The following is a 21678-nucleotide window of genomic DNA, read 5'->3' on the forward strand; positions in this document are numbered from 1 at the left end:
TTAGTAATGATTGTGATGATCAAATTTTAAAAAGTTAGTTAAAAAATTAGTTTTGATTTCAGTAACAATTAAGTTGAAAACGATAAATCCATTAATACTGTAATTAAGTAAGTTAAAAACAATATATAAAAGGTATGAACCACCATAGTAGTTATCGATACCGAAAGCAAAATAATTTTTAATATTTTTATAAACTTCAATAGTTTTAGCTAAAGAAAAAGTATTTGTAATTTTTAATAATTTGAAATAAATCAGGTTAGTAAAAAATGTATTGATAGTTGATAAAACTAGTGTTGCCACTATGGTTGTTAGTATCAAACTTATCATTGTTATTAAAATTTTATGATTTTGTGATTGTTCTTTATGGTATTTTTTAATGATTGCAAAATAAAATAGGTGAAAAAATAGGGCGTAAAAAGCAATAAATAAAATATGTGCAAGCAACACTATAAAACTACCTAAATATTCTATATCGATAGATGAATTAGGTAAAATTAGTGGCTCAAATAAAAATCGTGCAATAAGTATAATGATAGTGAATTTAGTGTTTACTAAAACAAAACATAAAAAGATAGGAGTAAGTGAAAGTGAAATATTTAAAAATGGAAACACTTTCATAAATTTGCTTAAGTAAGCAAAACAGATTGATAAAGCAAGTAAAAAACTAGAAAAAACAATTTGTTTGAGAAATTGTGAATTGTGATTATGGCTGCCTGTTCTAAATAACATTATTTAGTTCCGAAAATACGATCACCTGCATCACCTAAACCAGGGGTTATATAACCTTTTTCGTTTAGTTTTTTATCAAGTGAAGCTAAATAAATTTTAAAATCAGAACCAAATTCTTTTTCTACTCTTTCAACACCTTGTTTAACACCGACTAAACAAACTAGTTGAATGTTTGTAAAACCATCGTTTTGTAGTTCTCTAATTGCATCAGCTGCTGAATTACCAGTAGCTAACATTGGATCTACTACGATAATTAGTGAATCTTTTGGAACACTTGGCATTTTATAATAATAACTTTTTGGAGTTAAAGTTTTTTCATCACGGTACATTCCAATATGTCCAACTCTAGCTTGAGGAACTAGATTTAAAATACCTTCAGTCATACCTAAACCTGCCCTTAAGATTGGAACTAATACAATTTCTTTATCAAAATCAGCTCCAGTGTAAACTAAATCTAGTGGTGTGGTGACTTTCTTCTCTTTTGTTGAGTAATCTCTTAGAATTTCGTAAACCATAAGTGAAGCAATTTCATCTAAATTGCGTCTAAAAATTAGGTGATCAGATTTACGATCACGCATTTTGGTTAACTTAATTTCAATAAGTGGATGTTTAATAATTTTAAGCATCATACCCCCTATTTTTTAATTACTTATATTATAGTTTATTATATTTTTTATTTTTCCGATATCTTTACTTTTTTAGTGCTATTTTTGTCTTAAAATAGTGCTAAAAATGTCCAAAATTAGATTTTTAATTAGTGTATTTTAATTTTAATGCCTAACTAGTAGGTTAAATGGTCAATCTATTGTGATTTAAGGAGTAAAATTGGTGTCAACCAAAAACTAAAACAAAAGTACTCCAATAAAATTTATTGAAGTACTTAAGTAGTTAAAAGCTTTTTATACTTTTTAGTTTTGTATAAAAGGAAGTTCAGTGGAATGAAAATTAAAATTCATGAAATTATATACAATGAAATTTCTCATCCATTTACTGGGATATCAAATAGTAAATAGCTACCATTGGCTGGTGTGGTTTTTAAATATGAAAGTGGACTTAAAACTGTTCACCGAATTAGTTGTGTAGCTTGTGTCATCGGTAAAAATCTAGATATTTCTGCCAGTGCTTTTGGCATATAGTGTAAAGGAACGAAAGCGTCAATTACAAAACCAAAAATACTTGCTATTGATATTGAAACAATATTAAATAGTCATTTAGATTTAACATATGAGAAAACAAAATTAAATAAAATTGAGTTTAATACACAAGCTAAACAAACTGCTAATCAAATTAGTAAAACTGGATCAAAACTATAGTTAAAAGTTTTATTTGCTACTAAGAAAATAAAACTGATTAGCAAAATTATTGAACTTATAATAATGTTGACCACAACATTAAAAATCAAGTAACTAGCTCTAATTATTGATTTTTTCACTGGTGTAACAGTTAAATCAGTCAAAATCTTATCAGCATTATCATCAACTATAACCGATGAAAGAGTTACACTTGTTGTTAAAGCAGTTGTGCTTAAAAGACTAATTAATAAAAATGAATCTGTATAAGAATTTTGAGTGAATTTATATTCATTCTCAAAGAAGTCTATGATCTTTTTGGTGAAAAGTACATTAAGAGGTCTATCGTCAAAAGTTATGTTTGGATTTTTAAAACTTTCAACATCTAAAACTGGAAGTAGTGAAATTGAAGTTTTCTTCATAAAAAATAAACCTAAAAATGTATTTTGATTAGTGAAGTAATGACTTAAAAACTCTGTTGAAACAACAATTTTTTGGTACACTAAATAGTTATTAACTAGATTTGTGTTATTTTTAAATGCGTGATAAATACCAAAAATTAAAGGTACTAAGTTTTTAAACATAGCTTGATTAGTAGCTTCAATTTGCCCTAGTTCTTGTTCTAAAACCCTATATAAATCAGTGAATTTAGCATTTCTAGGTAATTGTGCAATAGCTTGTTTTAAAACTGGGAAATCATTTAGATAAGTCTGGGTTAGCTTACCGTTTTCCAAAACATCTTGCTTAATAATTTTATCTAAAACATAATTACTAGCATTTATTATGTCATTTGCATTTGTTAGCTTGACTAATGGAAAATCTTTGTCTTTGGCATAGTCAAGTACAGTATAAATAAAAACATTTTGCTGATAAACATCCTTGTTTTTATCTAAAACACTGGAAATATGCATAGAAAAGTTTTCAGCAGTCAATGCTTTATTAAAGGCATATGATAAAGCATCTCGATTTGAAACGTATCATAAATTAAACAACTGTCTTTTATACACTTCTCTAGCTACAAATAGATAAACGAATAAGACTAAAACCGGTAACAAAAGTGTAATAAAAACACGTTTACGATCTTTTCAAAAGATCTTAAAGTTTCTTTTTACTAACATTTTGAAACTAAACATTCTTAATTACCTCATTTATTTGTTCAGGATCCATAGAAGTTACATTAATAAAAACCTCTTCCATAGTTCCTTTGTGTAATTCAAAATCATTGGTTATTTTTGAAATCAATTCTACAAATTTTACTGCTTGGCTGTTGTTAGAAAAACTAAAAATATATCCCTTATCTAAGTAGTTAATTTCAGCGTCAAGTGATTTTGCTATTTGCTCAAGTTCTAGGTTTTGTTTACTATAAACTTTGACAGTTGTATTAGCGAATCACGATTTAAGCTGTGTTGGAGTTCCTTCAACAATCTTTTTACCTTTTTGTAAAATTGAAATGAACTCACATTTATTAGCTTCTTCCATGTAGTGAGTAGTTAATAAAATCGTTAAGTTTCTTTCACGCTGAATTTTGTTTAGAATCTGTCACACTAGTTTTCTAGAACTTGGATCTAAGCTGGTTGTTGGTTCATCTAAAAATAAAATTGAAGGTTTATGAATTAGTGATCTAGCAATATCGACTCTTCGTTTTTGTCCACCACTTAGGTTTTTGTATCTTTTATTTTTAATATCTTCTAGTTGAAATTCAACAATGATATCATCGACAACTTTTTTAATATTGTGCTTATTATATATATCTTTATAAAGAGAAGCTCGAAATAGTAAGTTATCATAAACTGATAAAATTGGATCTAAAGTTGAATTTTGAAAAACTATTCCAATGTTATTTCTAATAGATTCGATATTTTTATCAACGTCTAAATTATTAATTAAAATTTGTCCTTCATCTCGAGGGATTAAACCTAAAATAATGTTTAAGGCTGTAGTTTTACCAGCTCCGTTTAAACCTAAAAAACCATACAATTGGCCTTTTTTGACTTTTAGTGATAATTTATCTAAAACTTTTAGGTCGTTAAAACTTTTAGATAAATTATTTATCTCAATTGCATATTCAGTATCTAAAATATTGTTATTCTTCAATGAATTCCTCATCAAAAACACCAATAAATGGTAAATTTCTTAATTTTTCTTTATAGTCTAAACCGAAGCCTACTAAAAATTCGTCTGCGACTTGAAATCCATATTTATCAGCGTATAAGTCAACTCTACGATTATATGGTTTATCCATTAGTGTGATAATTCTTAAACTTTTTGGTTTTCTACTAATTAGTAGATTTTTTATTTTATTTAAGGTAATTCCACTATCGATAATATCTTCAACAATTAAAACATCTTTGTTTTCAATATCTTGAGCCATATCCATAATGATTTTTACACTACCACTTGTTGCGTGACTTCCTGCATAGCTACTAGCTGTAATAAAGTCAATTGAGTGATCTACTTCGATATCTTTAATTAATTGAGCTAAAAATGGCACTGACCCTTTTAATAAACCTACTAAAATCAAATCTTCACTATCTTTATAAGTGTTGTTTACTCACTCTGCACATTCTTTTATTTTTTGTTCGATAAATTCTTCTGTATATAGTACTTTTTTAACTTTTTTATGTGATGTCATAATTACCCTTTCATAAAGTTATCAATATGCATTTTTGCTTCGTGAAATACTTCTAGTTCACTTTTTCCGTTTGTGTCTATTATTTGGTATTTAACACCAAATTTTTCAGCTACTTTAATAAAAGTTTCTTTATAAATTGCTAGTAAGTTTTTAAAGTATTTTTTGTTTTTATCGAAGCTATCAATTTCAACTTGTCTACCACGATTAAATAGTCTTTCTTTGAAGTTTTCAAAACTAACATCAAGGAAAATTGCGTACTCTGGTAAATTATCTTTAGTAACCATACAGTTAAAAAATGAATCATAAGCTTTCTTGATTTTTTCTTCACAATGTTTTAAGTTTACAGTTGCAAAAACGTAATGTTCAGCCACAAAACGATCAAGGAAAATAATATCTTTATTTTGATCCATTTCACGCTTTTTAAATTTAGCTTTAATTTTTTCAACCAACCCTAAGTGATATTCTAAAACATACACTTGAAAAGTAGCATCAAAATTAGGTTTTCTTTCGTAAAGCCATTTTAGCATAGTTGTAAAAACTTCATCATCATCTGAAAATTCTTGTAATAACAATGAGTTCTTTTTATAATGATTTACAAGTTTTTTAGATAGTACACTTTTACCACTACCTATCATTCCTGAAATTCCGATTAGCATTTTACCTCTCTTATTAATTCTTATATTATAAATTTTTAAATTTATCATAGTTTAAAAAACTTGCTTTTAAACCAAAAATCCACAAATACTATGTTATTTGTGGACAGTTTTGAGACTAAGTTTCTTTAATTTGGCTTAATAGGTACAAAGCAGCAGTTTCAGCACGTAAAATTCTTTTACCTAGTGAAATAATTTTAGCATTGCGCTGAGTTGCTAATGCTACTTCTTCATCGCTAAATCCACCTTCAGGTCCAACTAGTAAAATACAAGATTTATTTTGTCAAGAAGTATCAATAGTATTAGTTTTTTCATGTGCTAAAACTAATGGTAATGTAGCATTTTTAACTAAATCATTAAAGTTAGTTAATGGTAAAAGGGTTGGAATGATGTTTCTAAATGATTGCTCAGCTGCATTTTTAATAATTTCATTAAAACGAGCTATTTTTTTGTCAAATTTACCATACTTAATTAATTCACCATTTGTAAATTGACTAACTACTGGAATGATTTTAGTAGCACCAAGTTCAGTAGCTTTTTGTAAAGCTCATTCAAATCGTTCAATTTTAATAACAGACAAAGCTAAAATAACCTCAAAATTAAACTCATGGTTTTCGTCTAATTTATCAATTATTAAGGCTTTTTCATTTTCTAAAATACACTTATAGAATTCTTTTTGATAAACGCAAATAAATGGTTTATCTGCAATTCTAATCACTTGTAAGTGTTTTAATGTTTCTTTGTTTAAGAGAAAATAATTATCTTGTTTTTGTTCAACAAAAAATCTATTCATTAGTTATCACTCATGATATCTTCGTATTCTTCAAGAGTTCCTCTGAATAAGAAGCTCTTAGTTGGTGATTTAAGTTCTAAAATCACATCGGCACATTGGTTAACAAAAGCTCTATTGTAAGTGGTAAAAATTGCTCCACCTTTATATTCTTTAACACCTTCAATCACTGAATCGATACTTTCAGCATCTAGGTGGTCTAGTGGTTGATCTAAAATAATAAAGTTAGATTCAAGAAGCATCATTCTTGAAAACATTAGTCTAGCTTTTTCACCCCCACTTGTTACAGCAACTTTCTTAAATACTGAATCGTTGCTAAAAAGCATTCTACCTAAAAACCCACGCATTCTAGCATCATCGTTTTCACGATTTTCTTTAACTTTATTTTCTAATGGTCATTTAGAAATTCACTCTAAAATAGTTTCATCAGTGTTAAAATATGAACTATTATCGTTAGGGAAGTAGCTGTAAGTAATTGTTTGACCTCATTCAACTGTTCCAGTTGTTGGTTTTCTTAAACCTACTAAACATTCAAGTAGTCTTGTTTTAGCGATGTCATCATCACCAACAATAACCATTTTTTCACCAGGTCTTAATGTAAATGAAATGTTTTCAAATAATGTTTCGCCTTTTTCGTTTTGGTAAGTTAAGTTTTCAACGGTTAAAATTTGTTTACCATGATCACGGTTCATGTCTCATCTAACATATGGATACTTACGATTTGATGGTTTAATTTCATCTAACTGGATTTTTTCTAATGATTTTTTACGTGAAGTAGCTTGTTTTGATTTAGAAGCATTAGCTGAGAAACGAGCGATAAACTCTTTAAGCTTTTCCATTTGTGCTTCTTTTTTCAAGTTAGATTGTTTCATCATTTCACGAGCTAATTCAGATGATTGTTTTCAGAATGAATAGTTTCCAGTGTAAATTTTAGCTTCATTGTAATCGATATCAACAATATGAGTACAAATTGAATCTAAAAAGTCACTATCATGGGAAACAACAATAACAACATTTTGGTAATCAATTAAAAAGTTTTCCAATCAACGAATACTTCTCAAGTCTAGGTGGTTAGTTGGCTCATCCATTATTAAAATATCTGGATTACCAAATAATGCTTTAGCTAACAATACTTTAATTTTTTGGTTAGCTGTTAATTCACGCATTGGTGCGTTTCATTTTTCTTTTGGAATATGTAAGTCGTTTAATAATTCTTGAGCGTCATTTTCAGCAGTTCAACCACCTAATTCACCGAATTTTTCTTCTAATTCAGCAGCTTTTTCGTAGTCCTCCATTGTAGCTTCAGGATTTGCGTAAATTGCATCTTTTTCAGCTTTAACTTTATATAGGTCTGTATTACCCATAATAACTACTTCAGTAACATCAAAATCATCATAAGCGTTGTGATCCTGACTTAAAACTGAAATACGTTTATTTTTTTCTCTTAAAATTTGACCTGAAGTAGCTTCGATTGTACCAGCTAGAATTTTTAAAAATGTAGATTTACCAGCTCCATTAGCCCCAATAATTCCATAAGTATTACCTTCAGTAAATTTCAAATTAACATTTTCAAAAAGTTTTTTATCACTAAAAACTTTGCTTAAATTTTGCACTTCTAACATCATTTCCTCCTTAAATTTATTATTTTAGTATGCTTTTGTTTCAATGGTAATAAGTTATTGAAATTATAATAAATTTTTGCTAAAATCTGCTATTATAATTAGTAATTTTTTGAGCTGAAATTACAAAATCTAAAGCAATTCAATAGACAAGTTTTTAAATCTTTTTATGAAAAAAACCATAAAATTATTATAATAATCAAAATAAAAATCACTTGGGGGTATTAATGTTTTGAAATAAACCAAAAGGCACACTAGAAGTTATTACTGGACCTATGTTTTCAGGTAAAAGTGCAGAGCTAATTAAAAGAATAACAACATGAAGAATTGCTAAAGTAAATGTTGTTGTTTTTAAACCAAGTTTTGATGTACGTTTTGCTAACGATAAAATTGTTTCTCGTACAGGGTCTAATTTAGAAGCACACGCTATTGATAATGGAAACGAAATTTGAGACTACATTGATAAAGATACAAAAGCTGTAGCTTTTGATGAAATTTCATTTATGGAAGAATCAGTTGTGACACAAATTGAACATTTATTAAGCAAAAACATTAAAGTAATAGTTTCTGGTTTAGATATGGATTACACAGGTAAGCCATTTGAAGTAGTAGCTAACTTATTAGCAATTGCTGATAAAGTTACAAAACTAAAAGCTGTCTGCATGAAATGTCGTGGACAAGCAAATATGTCTTATCGTAAAGTAAATTCAACCGAAAGACATCTATTAGGAGATGATACCTACGAAGCCAGATGCCGTGAATGTCATACCACAAGTAAGAAAAATTTACCAAAATGATAATCTTAACGGAGATTTAATATGAAATTGAAAAAATTAAGTTATTTAATTACTTTATCTGCTGGTTTTATTGCACCTGTTGCTTTAGTTTCATGTGGAGAAGTTAAATCAGCTTCTGAAAATCAAGTAAAAGCAGAAACATCTTCAGATAATACACAAACAAACAATAATTCAGGAAGTGCATCTGTCGATGTAAACACAAATACTAATACTAGTACAAATACAGGTTCAGGTACAGAAACAAATACAAACACTAATGTAAATGTTAATGTCGAAACAGGTGAAGCTGGAGCTTCAGAGGGGAACGCAGGTGCTTCAACTTCAGGAAATGCAGGAACAACTACCAATTCAACTTACCCAGTTTTATCAGAATTAGTAACTTATGCTAAAGGTTCAACAGATCACACTTTTAAACAATGATTGATATTACTTAGAAATCTATGAAATAATAAAAGATCAGAAACTGAACAAGCAGTTGATACAACTAAAGAAGCAAGAGCAATTGCAGGAAATCAAATGTATGATTTATTTACATCTGCTGCACAATTAAATGATTCAGATATGCCAGAAGATGGTGCTGTAACAGTTAGAGTTGGTCATGGAACAATTTTAAAATTCAATGAAGTAAAAGATACAGTAAATAATTTTTTAACAGCATTAGGTTTATAAAAAATTAAATCAGCACTTACTTAAGTGCTGATTTTTATATGCAAAACACTATGAACTTATTACTTTCTTATCTTTAATAAAGTAAATAAATATGCTCTTTTGATACGACTACTTGTGTATCTTTTGCTAGTGCAATTAGCAATAAATTCATCATAATTTTTAGCTAAATATACTTGTTTTTTAAATAAGTTTTCCATACCTTCGCTAATCATTTTAAATTGACTAATTTCACTTGCTGGTAGTGTTTTTACAATTTTAGAAAACTTATCATAAGTTAAACTAATATCTCTTTTTTTAGGTATTTTAGTTAGTTTCATTGGTGTATATTTTGAAACATCTAAACCTTCAGCTAGCATTTTTCGAATTTTAGTTGCACTCGCAAATCCACCATTTATATTTTCATCATGAAAACCAACTGTACGTTTAATCGCGATAGGAATAATATCTAAATTAAAATCAACAATAGTTTTAACATACTCTAAACCTAAAATATCATTTGGCATAGTAATTTCATAACCTACTAAATCTTTTAGTGCTAAACTAGTGGCTTTTGGAAAACTATTACCACCTTCTTTAAGATATTTTTTAACAAGTAAATTATATTTTCCAAGGTTATTTTTAATTGTAGTTGCAATTGTTACAAATACACTAGCATCGCCAGTTTCACTACCAAAAACTAGATATTTAATACCTTTAGCCGCTAATTTTAACACGGATTCACGAGCAAAAATGTGTGCAGCTTGAGCTGAAATTTCAATATTTAATGGAATAACTTTTTTTACTCCGAATTTTTTTGCAATTCTTTTTCTCTGATAAAAACTCGCGCAAGCTATCTCACCTCTTTGGGTGTATTTTTTACTCATTGCTATAGTAATTTCAGCGTTTTGGATGTTTTTGAAGACCCAATCTAATTGATATTTATGCCCATTATGAAAAGGGTTATATTCAACTACAATCCCAACTTTATTTACTTGTTTTTTCATGTTCTAATTATACACAAGCTAATTTTAAAAATCAAAACTGATTGGCTAAATTAAAAAATAAATTGTGGTATTATTTAATTAATAAATTAAATAAGGAGCACTATGGCTTGAGCAATTACAGTTTTTCTAATTATCGCTGGTTTTTTAACCATTATTGTTTCATTCCTAATGTCACCAGATTCTAATGGTTTTTCTGGTGCTTTAGTTGGTTCAAGCGACTTAGAACTATTCAAACAATCCAAAGAAAGGGGTTTTAAAAAGATTCTAAAATATTCAATGTATACATTTGGTTTTATGTTAATTATTGGATCACTTTTACTTAGAATTTTAGTCAAATAAATTTATGAGAAACAACAAAATTAACACTGAAGATATATACACATATATTCAAAAAGGAAATCCAAAGTCTTTTATCAATATTGCTAAACACTTTGATATTTCAATTCAAAATAACAAAGAATTAACAAATGTGCTTTCTAATTTACAAAAAGAGTACAAAATTTTCAAAAATAATAATGATGAATACTATGCACCGATTTTAGAACAAACAAGAGTTGGTGTTTTAAGTGTTTCAAACCGTTTAACATTTGGATTTGTTGATTTCGATTTAGAAATAAATGAAGAAAGGTCAAAAGACCGTGATCCAAATGAATGTGTTTTTGTTAAAAACTTTAATTTTAATGGTGCTATGCACGGTGATAAGGTTGAAGTAAACGTATATACAGACAAAAAAGAAGATGGAACTGAATTAAAAAATGGTGTTATTACAAAAGTTTTAGAACGTGGTAATAATCAAATTATTGGTTTTATCAAACAAAAAAACACATCAACATACTTTGTACCAACAGATGCTAGATATAAAGCGATGCAATATCGTATTGTATCTCAAAAAGCTTTACCTAAATTAAACGATTTAGTTTTATGTAATATTGTCAAAATTGAAGACAGAGTAGTTTTAATTGAAGTTGAAAAAATCATCACTAACGAAGCTGATCCAATGGTTTTTGTTAAATGTTATTTAGAAGAAATTAAAGCTCCTAGCAATTTCCCTTCAAGTTTAGATGAAGAAGTAAAAAATATTCCTCTGACCATTGAAAATGAGGATTGAACTGGTCGTAGAGACTTAAGAAATGAAATGATAGTAACTATCGATGGGGATGATACTAAAGACTTCGATGATGCTATTACTGTTAAAAAACTACCTAATGGAAATTATTTTTTAGGTGTTTATATTGCCGATGTTTCTTATTATGTACGTGAAAACACTGAAATAAACAAAGAAGCGTTAAAACGTGGAACAAGTATTTATTTAGTTGACCGTGTTATTCCGATGCTTCCTGTAGAACTATCTAATGGTATTTGTTCATTAAACCCTAATGAAGACCGTTTTGTTATGGCTTGTGAAATGGAAATTGATCCAAACGGTAATACTGTCAATGTTGATGTGTTTCAAGCAATCATTGAATCAAAATACCGTTTAACTTACCGTGAGGTTGATTTATTTTACAAAACTGGTTTAATTAAAGAAGATTCAGAGCCTAACCAACTAGAAAAAATGAAACACATGCTGCAAGAAGCTAAGGAGTTAAGTTTAATTTTACATGATCTCAAAATCAAACAAGGATATATTGATTTTGATATTAATGAACCAAAAATTAAACTTGATGAATTTGGTAGTGTTAAAGAAATTATTATCAAACAAAGAGGATTTAGTGAAGTTTTAATTGAGGACTTTATGGTTCGTGCTAATGAAACAGTAGCTAAATTCTTATATGATAATAAATTACCTGTTTTATATCGTGTTCACGAATTACCTGATGAAGATAAATTAGAATCACTAAAAAACGCATTAAGTGTAGTTGGCATTTCTATGGGTAGTTTAACTGCTAATAACATTTCACCTAAAAATTTCGCTGAATTAGTTGAAAGAGCTAAAGCTGAACGTGATGATGATTATGTTAAATTAATGTTTTTAAGAACAATGCAAAAAGCGATTTACTCACCAGATAACATCAAACACTTTGGTTTAGCTAGTGATTACTACTGTCATTTTACAAGTCCAATTAGACGTTATCCAGATTTAGTAATTCATAGAACAATTAGAAACTTTATTATCAACAAAGATTTAGATAAACTTGCAGATTTTACAGCTGAATTATCAGTATTTGGTGATTTAAACACTAAAAGTGAGCAAAAAGCAGTTCAAATTGAGCGTAATGTTAATGACTTAAAATTTGCTGAATACTTAAAAAATCAAATTGGTCAAACTTTTAGAGCCCAAATTTTAAGCATTATGGGATTTGGTTTCTTTGTTGAATTTGACTTTAAGGCAAGTGGTTTAGTTAGAAAAGCAACTTTAATTGATGGTGAATATGAAGCTAATGACAATTTAACTAAACTTGTTTCAAATCATAGAACCTTTACACTTGGTGATTTTGTTGATGTTGTAGTTGTTGATGTTGATTTAGTTCAAGGTAAGGTAGATTGTGTGCTTAAAGACTTATATGGTGAATACCAAGCACAATTAGAAAAAGCTAAAAATCAATCATTTAGAACAAATAAAAAACCATTTAATAGGAAATAATGCTAGAAAAAGAATTAGTAACCAAACTTTTTCCTGGTCGTAAGCTAGTTAAAAACTCTTTAGGTTTTGATTCAAATATATACATTTACCAAGATAAAAATATGTTCAATTACTCAGTTGATACAATATTACTTGGTAATTTTGTTTATTTAATCCAAAGAACCACTCGTGCTTTAGAAATCGGTTGCAATAACGGTGCTTTATCAATTTTTGTAGCTAGCAGGTACAATAAATTAAAAATAGATGCGATTGAAATTCAAAAAGATGCAGCTGAATTAGCCAAGTATAATGTTGAATTAAATAATTTTGAAAAACAAATTGATATTTATTGTGATGATTTTAATAATTATTGAAAATCATTTGTAAAATCGAACAAGAAAAAATACCATATCATTTTCTGTAATCCACCTTTTTACCCTTATGACAAAATGTTAGTAAGTAAAAAAGTAAGTCAAGAAAAACTAATTGCCACACACGAAATTCACTTAAATTTAGAGCAATTAATTGAAGGTAGCTCAAAAATCATTGAACAAAAAGGACTACTATCAATGGTTTTACCAGTTGAAAGATTAGTTGATTGTTTTACGCTGCTTAAAAAATATAAATTTGAGCCAAAACGTGTGCAATTTATCTTACCAAGAGTGGACGATAAACCTAAATTTGCTTTAATTGAAGCTAGATACCAAACTGGTTGAGGTGTACATTTTTTACCTAATTTATACTTGCATGACAATGATGATAAAGTAAATCACGAATATCTACCTGCAATCAAAGAACTTTATAAACCAATTAAATTAGAAACTGGAGACAAAAATGAAGAATAAGAAGTTTTATATTGCTACTCCGATTTATTACGCTAGTGGAAATTTACATATTGGACATGTTTACACCACAACTTTAGCTAGAGTAATTGCTAATTACAAAAAGCTTGATGGTTATGAAGTAAAGATGTTAACAGGTAGTGATGAGCATGGTCAAAAAATTGAACAAAAAGCAAAAGAAGCTAATTTAGATCCACAGGTTTTTGTAGATCAGTTAGTGCAAAAATACCTAGATTTATGAAAGTTATATGATATTAAATTTGATTATTATCAAAGAACTACAAATCAGTCTCATAAAACTGCTATTCAACACATTTTTAGTAAGTTTTTACAAGATGGTTACATTTATAAAGGAAAATATGAAGGTTTATATTCAGTTAGTGATGAAGAATTTTTAACTGAAACACAAGCTGTTTTTAAAGATGGTAAATACTATCATCCACAAAGTAATCATGAACTTATTTTAGTTTCAGAAGAAAGTTACTTTTTTAAAATGAATCAGTTTGCAGAGTGGCTAATCGATTACATTAATCAACATCCTAGTTTTTTAGCTCCGCAAAAATTAATTAATGAAATGATGAATAATTTCTTGCTTAAAGGATTAGAAGATTTATCAGTTACAAGAACTAATATTAATTGAGGAATTAAAACACTAGAAGATCCAAATCACACAGTTTATGTGTGATTAGATGCATTATGCAACTACATTAGTGCTCTAGGATATGACCCTAATAAAGCTGTTTTAGCAGATGATTTTAATGCTTTTTGAAATGACGAAAATGCTGAAGTTGTGCATTTAATTGGTAAAGAAATTGCTCGATTCCATATGATTTATTGACCAATTTTCTTAAAGGCTTTAGACTTAAGATTACCAACTCGAATTCAATCTCACGGATGAATTGTTACCCCTACTGGTAAGATGTCTAAATCTAAAGGAAATGTGGTAGATCCAGTGTTACTTTTAGAAAAATACCACCCAGAAATGGTTAAATACTACTTATCTAGCCAAATTATTTTAGGTGAAGATGGAGTTTATGACGAAGATCGCTTAATTGATTTAGTTAATGCTGATTTAATTAATAACTTTGGTAATTTAGTTTCTCGAACCTTAAAAATGAAATCTAACACATTTGAGACAACCGCTTATAAAGTTAGCGACTATGCTTTAGATCAAGAAATTGACCAAAAAATTATTCAATCAGTTGAAGCTTACAAATCTCACTTTGATCGTTTTGAAGTTGATAAAGCTTTAAAAATTGCTATTAATCTTTCTAGTGAACTAAATAAATACATTGATGAAACTCAACCTTGAACTTTAAAAGAAGATTTAGAACGTTTAGAATTAATTATCGCCAGATTATTAAACGGAATTTATGCTGTTGCTACTTATTTATCTGTAGTTTTAGAACAAAAGATGCAAGAAGTATTACAAGCGTTAAATATCGAGGCTTTTTCATTTAATTTAATAAGCAACTTTGGAAAATTTGATAATATTAAACAGGCGAACCAATTTATGTTATTTCAACGTATTAAGAAATAGCAAATCGGAGAAATATGATATTTGCAAAATCAACTACATATACAATTAATCCTGAAAAAATGAAACCTTTTTTAGATTACTTGTTTGTTCTTACTAAAAAAGTCCGTATGCTTGAGTTAAATTTATCTTTCGAATACGGAATAGCAGATGATGATAAAATTGTTTTGGTTGAAAGATGATCAAGTAAACAAAGTTATGATGATTTTGCTAAAATTGATGAATTTAAAAAAGAGTTAGACACTTTAGCTAAAATGTCTAAAACAGTAGTTGTAAACTTTGAATTAACTACAGTTAAATAACTACTTTTCAAACAATAATAATGTGTAAGTTTGTACTTGCACAATTTTTATTTTAAAAAACATATGCAATTATTAGCATATGTATATTTTTACTATATAATATATTACAGTAATGGAATATATTAGAAAGGAAATATGCGACAAATACTTAACTACAATAAGTTTTTATTATCTTTATTAATAAAAAAGAAAAATACTTACATTATGCCACTGTTTGTTTTATTAATTTGTATTATAGCTGCAACTGTCATTAGTTTTGTTAGGACTAATAACGATAGCTTAATTTATATTTATGCATTTGCTTTTTTACAAATTAGTACAACTATAGTTTTTAGTGGCTTAAAATCAATTAACATTTATCGTGAACTTGAAGAAGAAGGAATCGATATTTTGGTTTTTTCAAAACCAATTTCAAGAACTAAAATTTTACTTTCCAAACAAATTGCTTTTTTTGCAATTGGTGTGTTATGAAGTTTAGTTTTAACTATCACTAATGCAATTAGTTTTGCCATTTTACAAGTCAATAGTTTAATAGTTTTAAGTTTGATAAGTTTAGGAGTTATGCTTTTAACTTATGTAATTTTTGGCAACATTACTGCTTTATTTGCTTTAAAATTTAACCAAAAACTTGCTATTACATTACCACTAGTTTTAGCTGCTCCACTTATGATTGGTGGATCTGTAATCAATTCAAATACAACAAATACTGCAAGTAAATTTGCTAGTTATCTAAATCTACCGTATCAGTTTAACAAAAGCAAAACAGCTTCAAATACAAATGAGTTTTATTTTAAAAACAATAAAGATCAGTACTTTATTGTACCAAACGGATATGAAAATAAGGAATTTAGCGTTAAGCAAAAACAATTTTTAGATAAAGCTTATGATTTATCTAAAAATTCAGCTCAAAGCATACAAGTGTATTCTTGACTTAGTACGCCTTATCAATTTTTAGATGTATTTAACCTTGAAAACAAGGATGTTTTAGCAAGTTTAACAAATAAAACAGATACAAATTTGAACAATTATATATATTACAATGGTTTGGATTCAAAATTATATGACTATCAATTAGATAAAAATGCTCAAAATTTATTGTCTAATTTTGTTAAATTCAACAATCAAACTATTGTTCCAGGACTATTAAAAATTAATAGTGAGTATCCAGATTTAATCAATACAAAATTAATTTACGCTCGTGAAGGAGCTGATAAGTTTGATGTTAATTTCCCAGAAGATGAATTTGTGTACGCTTCACCAAATAATATTGTTGGTGAATTAAGTTGAAAATTTACTAAAGAATTATTAGAAAGTGCTGAATTTATGCGTGTTTCTGATCAATTTATTAATAAATTTATCGCTCAATACATCACTAACAAGCGTTTAGGTTTAGCTGAACTAAAACAAAACTTTTTATCTGAATTATCAAAAGACTTAAATGCTGATAAAACCAGTGTTTTAGCAAATATTAGCGACTTAAAAGTAACGGTTTTAGATCCTAATGCGATCAAAAATAAAATTATAAAAAGTGAAACAGAAAAGAAATTATATTTAACAGTTGCTTTAATGTATTATGTTTACTTTAGATACCAAGATTCAAGATTATTAGGTGCAATTTTATTTAATGAAACAAAAAAAGATCGTTCACCAAGTCAGTTAACAATCTTTTTAGATAACTTTAATTACAACATTGGTGGTTTTAGTTCATTTGCTGCTAAACAACAAGTTATTGATAACAAAGTAGCTATTAGATACGAATTACAAGCATCAGATAACTATTTATTCCAAACCACTGATAATATCTACGCTTTAGTTAGAGCTAACCAAATTGTCAATAAAAATGTTTATTGAATTATTTGATTAATATTAGCTAGCACACTAGCATCAACAACCACATTTTTATATAGAAGAAAGGATTATAAATAATGGAAAATATCTTACAAATTAGTAACTTAAACAAAGTTTATAATTCTTCAAAAACTGGTGTGTTTGATTTAAATTTCGAAATTAAAAAAGGTGAATTTCACGCTTTTATTGGTGAAAATGGCGCTGGTAAAACTACAACTATAAAATGTATTATTGGTTCATATAACAGTTTTAGTGGAAAAGTGTTAATTAATGGAATTGAAAATACTAATCCGAATTCTAAAAAACATTTAGGTTATGTACCTGAATATGTAAATTTTCCAAAAGAATTGACTACTTTTAGTTATCTAAAATCATTTGCTTTACTTAATGAGATACCAAAAAATGTTGCTGAAATAAAAATTAATCAATACCTTGAAAAATTCGGTATTTTAGATTTAAAAAATAAAAAACCAGCTAACTTTTCTTCTGGGCAAAAGAAAAAAGTTTTATTAATTCAATCATTACTTCATGACCCAGAAATTATTATTTTAGATGAACCAGCTGCAAATTTAGATCCTCGAGCTAGATATGAATTATTCAATTTACTAAATGAGCTAAAAAATGAAGGTAAAAGTATTTTTATTAGCTCGCATGTTTTATCAGAAATTGATAAATACACAGATTCATTAACTTTAATTGATAAAGGTAAAATCTTGTATTCAGGAACTAAATACGATCATTTAGAAAGTATTTTTTATGAAAAAGTGATTAACCAAAATTAGTTTAGTTTTTGCTAGCTCAATTGCCTTGGTTTCATTAGTTTCATGTCAAAATAAATCAACTGAAACAAAAACTACAAAAAAACCAGCAGAAAAAACAAAAAATGTGATGTTAGAAAAATTAGATCCAATCATTCAAAACTACACTAATAATGATCAGTTTTTATTAAATTCACTACTAAAACAGCAATTAGATGACACTTATACTAAATTTGATGAATTAAAATCAGCTTTAACATGAGCTCCCTTGTTTTATACAAATATTAGATCTAATAACAGCTCTTTAAGAACTTTAACAAGTAATGGTGTTAATATAGTTAATACTACTTTAAAACAAAATTGATTGTGATTACTTAACTATTTAAATCGTTTTGTATTTGTTTTTAACCCTTACGGTGAAGAGTATAACGATGATTTTGAAGAAGATGTTTTTAATAAAGTTAAAACGAAAATTGGTTCATTATTTCTAAAACTAGATACAAATAAATTAACTGAAATTTATAGTGTTTTAGTTGAACCTAAATGGTATCAAAATGATCCAATTACCAACTTACAAGCGCATTATTTAATTTTTCCAACTGGTTTTATGAAACTTTATAGTTATGAATTTGACAACAAAAAACAAATTTTTCTAGTTCCAGACTTTTTTATGTTTGATACAGACGAAAATACTGAAATTACTTGGTTAAAAGATAAACTAAATGCTTTAGAAACTAAAATTTGGGAACAAAGACAAAAAAATATTGAACAACTTCTAAAAGAAGATAAAGATGCGTTTGAACCTAAAGGTGAAGAGGTCATTAAACAAAATAACCAATTAAATCAATATTTTAAACCTTACGATCAAAACTCTTATGTTTTATATCAATTTAACGCTTTAAAAGAACTAAGTGAGCTACCAATTATTAAATTTACATTACGGAGTGTAGAAAATGACTAAAAGACTGAAATTACTAGCATCTATGTCGCTTTTTACACCTTTAAGTTTTGCTATAAGCTGTGCTCAACTAAACCAAGAAGCAAATTTATATCAGTACATAGATAAAGATCATAGTATTGATTTTCAAGATATTGATCCAGATAAAGCAACAACTAAAAGTATTATTAATAATATTTTAAGTCGAACATATAAAACAAATGTAGAACGTACTCAATTTGTAAATCAACAAACTGACCCAGTTTATATTGAAAAATTAGAAGCTGAAATTCAAGATTTATCTAATAAATTTGGAGCAGCTAAAAAAGAAAATCAAATTTTAGTTGATGTTAAAAATAAACTTTTTGAGTTATATAGCAAAAACTGGTATTACTTTTTAAATAATTACAATAAATATGTTGGTCTATTTGAAGAATTTATTGCAATTCCTGATGCTAAAGATGGTGTTCATAGTGAAAATTATAAGAAATTAATTGCTTCTAGTCGTGCTTATCAAACTGTTAAATTTAATAATAACAATATTCAAAATATCAGAATTGGTGAAGAATCAGCTGAACTTAGAGATACAACTGTTTTATACCTACAACTTAATAAAGTAGTACTAAAACTAGTAATTAGAGAAGCAAGTAGTCAAAATCCTCAGTTATTTATTTCGCCTGAAATTTGATATTTTGGAGCAAGTAAAGCTAAAACTGTTTCACTTAGTCTTGTTTCTTATATTTACCATAATGGTTTTATACATAAATACCAAGAAGGTTATGATGCATTAGAAAAAGATTTAGTGGTAAACCAAAGACATGGTTTACCAGCTTATGTTATGTTAGTTTTACCTAATCCAAATGACCAAAACACTGAAAATACAAATGTAGAAAATAACACTGATTTAGAAGGGGTATGAATTGATTAAATTTCTTAAAAAACTTTTAGCTTTAGGATTAATTGCTGCTCCTACATTATTATTTTCATTATCTCCAAGCATTAATAGTGTTAAAAATGACTCAAAAAATGATTTATCAGAGTTTTATCAACTTACAGAGCAAGAACAAATAGAAAATAAATGAAATAACTTTTTAAACACTAAACATATTAATAAAATTTTGAGCTTAGCTTTTAAAACTGAACAATCTAGAAATGAATATATAAAACAACAAAAAGCTATTGATTCTTCATACATAAAAGAATTAAAAAGTTGATTATACTTCGGAAATAACTTACAAAGTTCATTTGGTTCAGATGTGAGAAACTTTTTTGGTTCACCTCCATACCCACTTCAAACTGCTCGAAATGTAGTTTCTGATTTATTTGGTAAAAATTGATTATGATTTTTATTTAATTTAGACAAATTTGAATTTGTCAGTTATCCTCATGTTGAGCTATTTGATCGTAGTCGAGCTGAAACGGAAATCAAAAGTACTGAAAACAGCTTAACTTTAGGTGCATTTTATCAACCTAAATCAAATAAATTTATCGATTTTGCAGTTCACGTATATGAAGATTCAAAAGATGAAAATACTACAAATATATTTCTTTTAACTGAAGCTGGTTTTATTATTAAAGTTGTGATAACAGATGCTAAACGGGATACCGATCGAAAACCAGATAGCCCAAATGAAGTTAACGTCATTGGATACTTATTTTCGTATCCTAAATTAATTCAATCAAACAATAAGTTAAGAGACTTTAGCATCGTAAAATATGTTATTGATAATGTATCATTTGCTGGTTTAAGATCAAATAATGCAAATAGTGTTATATTTGCTGAACGCTATGGGGCTGATAATCTACGTTATACAGTTGTAGATATCAAAGAATAATTTAAACTTATAAATATGAAATTAAAATTAAAACTCGGACTTAATTTACTAACTTTTTCCTCCTTAATTTTTAGTTCTTGTACACAAGAACAAAAAACTGAAGTTAGTGATAATCAAACTAAAGATAGTTCTCAAAAACAATTATTTAGCAATCAAAATGCAACAATATTGAATGAATTATTAACTAATGTTTATCCAAATAAAGATGATTTAGATCGGTTTTTAGCAAACCAAACTAATTCAAGTAAAAATAAACAAATTCTTAAAGAATATGAATTTATAGTTAAAAATGACAAAGCTATTAATATAGATCCATCCAATGTTGTTCGTCTTGAGAGACTACTTAGTACTAACTGATATTTTTTCCTCAATAATTTCCACTTATTTAGTCCAGGGTTTTATAATTGGTTTAGTTTTCCAACTATTGATCAAATTAGACATTCTCCACAATATTTAGACTGAATTTTAATTTCGCATGAACATATACCTATTCCTATAATTACAAGCTATTTATCTAATAAAATAGTTGATCATGCTCGCTTTAGTGAACAGAATAATAATTTAGATTATTACTACTTTTTAACCGAAAATAACCATATTTTCAAGCTTATCGTATTAAAAAACGAAAATAACAGAGTTATTTTCGATCCATATATAAGATATTTTCCAAACTATAAAGGAAAAATTGATTTATCATTCATCCATAAAAATCTTGATTTAGTGATGTTAAATCCATCACAAGAAAAATACAACTATTTTGAACGGCAAATAATCCCAAATTATGGTTATATAGCACAATTATTGCTAACATTAACACCAGATGATCAAGAATAGTTTTGCAATCAACACAACTTACTTTATAAAAGATAAATTAAAACAGTGGAGCTAAGAACTT

At 27.5% G+C, this 21678-nt stretch carries 22 protein-coding genes; 13 read left to right on the top strand and 9 right to left on the bottom strand.

Going from position 1 to position 21678, the window contains the following annotated elements; genetic code table 4:
* The 8 genes from ACJA23_RS01100 to ACJA23_RS01135 all read right to left on the bottom strand — a co-directional run bounded on the left by ACJA23_RS01100 (position 1) and on the right by ACJA23_RS01135 (position 7715).
* Positions 1 to 729, bottom strand: a complete 729-nt coding sequence (locus ACJA23_RS01100; protein ID WP_406614480.1) for an MPN527 family putative ECF transporter permease subunit — start codon at positions 727 to 729, stop codon at positions 1 to 3.
* The gene (upp, locus tag ACJA23_RS01105) at positions 729 to 1355 is read right to left on the bottom strand and encodes a uracil phosphoribosyltransferase (RefSeq protein ID WP_406614482.1); all 627 of its coding nucleotides are present in this window, start codon (positions 1353 to 1355) and stop codon (positions 729 to 731) included. The genes ACJA23_RS01100 and upp overlap by 1 nt, the downstream gene beginning before the upstream one ends.
* Positions 1356 to 1609: 254 nt before the next feature.
* Positions 1610 to 3151, bottom strand: coding sequence for an ABC transporter permease (locus tag ACJA23_RS01110; protein WP_406614484.1), 1542 nt, complete (start codon positions 3149 to 3151; stop codon positions 1610 to 1612).
* Positions 3144 to 4112, bottom strand: a complete 969-nt coding sequence (locus ACJA23_RS01115) for an ABC transporter ATP-binding protein (protein WP_406614486.1) — start codon at positions 4110 to 4112, stop codon at positions 3144 to 3146. The genes ACJA23_RS01110 and ACJA23_RS01115 overlap by 8 nt, the downstream gene beginning before the upstream one ends.
* Positions 4102 to 4650: a hypoxanthine phosphoribosyltransferase gene (hpt, locus tag ACJA23_RS01120; RefSeq protein WP_406614488.1), complete on the bottom strand. Its 549-nt coding sequence runs from the start codon at positions 4648 to 4650 to the stop codon at positions 4102 to 4104. Before hpt ends, ACJA23_RS01115 begins: the two co-directional genes overlap by 11 nt.
* Positions 4651 to 4652: 2 nt before the next feature.
* Positions 4653 to 5306 (bottom strand): deoxynucleoside kinase, encoded by a 654-nt coding sequence (locus ACJA23_RS01125; RefSeq protein WP_406614490.1) that lies wholly within the window; start codon positions 5304 to 5306, stop codon positions 4653 to 4655.
* Between the two features lie 115 nt (positions 5307 to 5421).
* The gene (locus ACJA23_RS01130; RefSeq protein WP_406614492.1) at positions 5422 to 6096 is read right to left on the bottom strand and encodes a 16S rRNA (uracil(1498)-N(3))-methyltransferase; all 675 of its coding nucleotides are present in this window, start codon (positions 6094 to 6096) and stop codon (positions 5422 to 5424) included.
* Positions 6096 to 7715: an ABC-F family ATP-binding cassette domain-containing protein gene (locus tag ACJA23_RS01135; protein ID WP_406614494.1), complete on the bottom strand. Its 1620-nt coding sequence runs from the start codon at positions 7713 to 7715 to the stop codon at positions 6096 to 6098. Before ACJA23_RS01135 ends, ACJA23_RS01130 begins: the two co-directional genes overlap by 1 nt.
* 224 nt (positions 7716 to 7939) lie before the next feature.
* On the opposite strand from ACJA23_RS01135, the gene ACJA23_RS01140 reads away from it, so the two are divergent.
* Both ACJA23_RS01140 and ACJA23_RS01145 read left to right on the top strand, forming a co-directional pair.
* Positions 7940 to 8512 (top strand): thymidine kinase, encoded by a 573-nt coding sequence (locus ACJA23_RS01140; RefSeq protein ID WP_406614496.1) that lies wholly within the window; start codon positions 7940 to 7942, stop codon positions 8510 to 8512.
* Between the two features lie 18 nt (positions 8513 to 8530).
* Entirely contained in the window at positions 8531 to 9178 is a 648-nt protein-coding gene (locus ACJA23_RS01145; protein WP_406614498.1) for a hypothetical protein, read from the top strand.
* Between the two features lie 59 nt (positions 9179 to 9237).
* Here ACJA23_RS01145 and ACJA23_RS01150 read toward each other — a convergent pair whose 3' ends face one another.
* A complete protein-coding gene (locus tag ACJA23_RS01150) occupies positions 9238 to 10161 on the bottom strand; it encodes a nucleotidyltransferase (RefSeq protein WP_406614500.1) in 924 nt (307 codons plus the stop codon).
* A 102-nt stretch (positions 10162 to 10263) separates the two neighbouring features.
* On the opposite strand from ACJA23_RS01150, the gene secG reads away from it, so the two are divergent.
* The 11 genes from secG (at position 10264) to ACJA23_RS01205 (ending at position 21617) form a co-directional block, all read left to right on the top strand.
* Positions 10264 to 10500: a preprotein translocase subunit SecG gene (gene secG / locus ACJA23_RS01155; RefSeq protein ID WP_406614502.1), complete on the top strand. Its 237-nt coding sequence runs from the start codon at positions 10264 to 10266 to the stop codon at positions 10498 to 10500.
* Positions 10501 to 10504: 4 nt separating this feature from the next.
* Positions 10505 to 12745 carry a ribonuclease R gene (gene rnr, locus ACJA23_RS01160; RefSeq protein WP_406614504.1) on the top strand — a complete coding sequence of 747 codons (2241 nt, stop codon included), beginning with the start codon at positions 10505 to 10507 and terminating at the stop codon, positions 12743 to 12745.
* Positions 12745 to 13569: a tRNA1(Val) (adenine(37)-N6)-methyltransferase gene (locus tag ACJA23_RS01165; RefSeq protein WP_406614506.1), complete on the top strand. Its 825-nt coding sequence runs from the start codon at positions 12745 to 12747 to the stop codon at positions 13567 to 13569. Before rnr ends, ACJA23_RS01165 begins: the two co-directional genes overlap by 1 nt.
* The gene (gene metG, locus ACJA23_RS01170; protein WP_406614508.1) at positions 13559 to 15106 is read left to right on the top strand and encodes a methionine--tRNA ligase; all 1548 of its coding nucleotides are present in this window, start codon (positions 13559 to 13561) and stop codon (positions 15104 to 15106) included. Before ACJA23_RS01165 ends, metG begins: the two co-directional genes overlap by 11 nt.
* Before the next feature lie 14 nt (positions 15107 to 15120).
* Positions 15121 to 15405 (top strand): antibiotic biosynthesis monooxygenase family protein, encoded by a 285-nt coding sequence (locus ACJA23_RS01175; protein ID WP_406614510.1) that lies wholly within the window; start codon positions 15121 to 15123, stop codon positions 15403 to 15405.
* Positions 15406 to 15540: 135 nt separating this feature from the next.
* The gene (locus tag ACJA23_RS01180) at positions 15541 to 17331 is read left to right on the top strand and encodes a hypothetical protein (protein ID WP_406614512.1); all 1791 of its coding nucleotides are present in this window, start codon (positions 15541 to 15543) and stop codon (positions 17329 to 17331) included.
* Positions 17331 to 18035: an ABC transporter ATP-binding protein gene (locus tag ACJA23_RS01185; RefSeq protein ID WP_406614513.1), complete on the top strand. Its 705-nt coding sequence runs from the start codon at positions 17331 to 17333 to the stop codon at positions 18033 to 18035. Before ACJA23_RS01180 ends, ACJA23_RS01185 begins: the two co-directional genes overlap by 1 nt.
* Positions 18010 to 18972, top strand: coding sequence for an aromatic motif membrane protein (locus ACJA23_RS01190; RefSeq protein ID WP_406614515.1), 963 nt, complete (start codon positions 18010 to 18012; stop codon positions 18970 to 18972). Before ACJA23_RS01185 ends, ACJA23_RS01190 begins: the two co-directional genes overlap by 26 nt.
* Positions 18965 to 19876 carry an aromatic motif membrane protein gene (locus tag ACJA23_RS01195; RefSeq protein WP_406614517.1) on the top strand — a complete coding sequence of 304 codons (912 nt, stop codon included), beginning with the start codon at positions 18965 to 18967 and terminating at the stop codon, positions 19874 to 19876. The genes ACJA23_RS01190 and ACJA23_RS01195 overlap by 8 nt, the downstream gene beginning before the upstream one ends.
* Positions 19869 to 20783 (top strand): aromatic motif membrane protein, encoded by a 915-nt coding sequence (locus ACJA23_RS01200; protein ID WP_406614519.1) that lies wholly within the window; start codon positions 19869 to 19871, stop codon positions 20781 to 20783. Before ACJA23_RS01195 ends, ACJA23_RS01200 begins: the two co-directional genes overlap by 8 nt.
* 15 nt (positions 20784 to 20798) lie before the next feature.
* A complete protein-coding gene (locus ACJA23_RS01205; RefSeq protein WP_406614521.1) occupies positions 20799 to 21617 on the top strand; it encodes an aromatic motif membrane protein in 819 nt (272 codons plus the stop codon).
* Positions 21618 to 21678: the final 61 nt, after the last annotated feature.

It is taken from the genome of Mycoplasma corogypsi (genome assembly GCF_045276875.1).
Taxonomy (GTDB): Bacteria; Bacillota_I; Bacilli_A; order Mycoplasmatales; family Metamycoplasmataceae; genus Mycoplasmopsis; species Mycoplasmopsis corogypsi.